This is a genomic window from Pseudomonas sp. P20, from assembly GCF_016463925.1.
Taxonomy (GTDB): Bacteria; Pseudomonadota; Gammaproteobacteria; order Pseudomonadales; family Pseudomonadaceae; genus Pseudomonas; species Pseudomonas aeruginosa.
Map to the genome: position 1 here is coordinate 1 of NZ_JAEMVM010000098.1, position 1,307 is coordinate 1,307.

Consider the following 1,307-nt stretch of genomic DNA (forward strand, 5'->3'; position numbering starts at 1 on the left):
CGCCGTTGTAAGCGGACAGTACAAATGCCCAGCGGTCACACTCGCTGGAGGCCTGGTTTCGGTCGTAGAGCCAGCGGTCGTATGTGACCAGCGCGCGCAGCGCCCAGCCAGGATTGAACGGCTGATTGGTGCCGAGGGCGGCCGGATACAGGCCGGCGATCCACTCCGCGGTTCCGGGCATGAACTGCGCCAGGCCCTGGGCACCAACCGGCGAGCGAGCATCAGCACGCCAACGGCTTTCTTGGTGAACCTGTGCGGCAAAGGTGGCGATCGGCGCCGACAGGCCCCATTCGGCATGGGCGCTGCGCACCAGGGTGCGCCGGTATTGCTCGGCGGCAGTGGGGATGCGATCCGTCGCGAAGGCCGGCTGGCAGGCGGTCAGCAGGCCCAGCAGGCCGAGGGTGAGCAGGCGCTTCATCCGAAGAAGCCTCCCCACCACACCAGGGCCGTCATCGCGATCACGTCGAACACGCGCTGCTTGAAGCTGATCACGTTGGTGAGGCCATCGCACGCATAGGACGTAACCAGGACCACAGAGGCCAGCACGATCCAGATGATCTGCGGGGCGCCCATGGTCAGAGCCCCAGCGTCAGGCCGAGGATACAGGCCAGCACGATCAGCCCACGGCGCAGCCAGGCACCCACGACCACCAGGTTGGCCGAGCATTCGTGCGGGCGGGCCACATACGGAAACAAGCTGCGGTCGATCCAGTAGCCGGCCACTGCGCCCAGCGTCACTAGGACCAGCTTATAGGCGACGACCTGGAGCTGCTCCGGGCGAATGGCGGCGAGGATGATCAGCAGGACGAGGGTGACCAGCGTCCAGCTGGTCATACGCGGCGCGCGGCGGCGCCGGGGTTGCGGCGATGACATGACGATGCTCCCGATGGGGTGGCCATCCCTGGCCAACTGATGGGCATCCTGCTCCTGCAGGACACCCGGACATCATCGTCACGCGCGCGCGAAGGCTCTTTTTGGGTACCGAACAATCAATCGATAGGGCGACGGATCAGCATTGGATCTCCATCACCGAGGAGACCACTATCATGTCCAGGCACGAAGACCTGCTCCTGCAACTCATCCAGCGTGATCCCGGCAAGATCAGGAGCATCCTGGGGCTGTCTGCTCCAAAGCCAGACCTGTCCTGGTACAAAGGGGCAGACGTCTGGATTGAAGCTGGACACCGCAGCGACAGGGGCGCGGAACTACGCATAGCCTTCGGGGAGCCACTCCCGAATGGCTATGCCGATTTCTGGATACCGTTCAGCGGACCGGATGGCAACGCGCTGGGCTGGCTGCGCTTCAGCT

4 protein-coding genes are annotated in these 1,307 nt (G+C 64.7%); 1 reads left to right on the plus strand and 3 read right to left on the minus strand.

Annotated features, from left to right (window positions below):
* The 3 genes from JHD77_RS31805 to JHD77_RS31815 form a co-directional block, all read right to left on the minus strand.
* Nucleotides 1-418: lytic transglycosylase domain-containing protein (locus JHD77_RS31805; RefSeq protein ID WP_199506570.1), on the minus strand; the 418-nt coding region annotated here is incomplete at its 3' end.
* Complete coding sequence (locus tag JHD77_RS31810; protein ID WP_162835812.1) at nucleotides 415-573, minus strand: hypothetical protein; 159 nt, start codon at nucleotides 571-573, stop codon at nucleotides 415-417. The genes JHD77_RS31810 and JHD77_RS31805, both read right to left, overlap by 4 nt.
* A gap of 2 nt (nucleotides 574-575) precedes the next feature.
* Nucleotides 576-872 carry a putative holin gene (locus JHD77_RS31815; RefSeq protein WP_003152187.1) on the minus strand — a complete coding sequence of 99 codons (297 nt, stop codon included), beginning with the start codon at nucleotides 870-872 and terminating at the stop codon, nucleotides 576-578.
* Nucleotides 873-1,045: 173 nt separating this feature from the next.
* Here JHD77_RS31815 and JHD77_RS31820 point away from each other — a divergent pair.
* Nucleotides 1,046-1,307, plus strand: a 262-nt coding sequence (locus tag JHD77_RS31820; RefSeq protein WP_199506571.1) for a hypothetical protein, incomplete at its 3' end; no start/stop codon positions are given.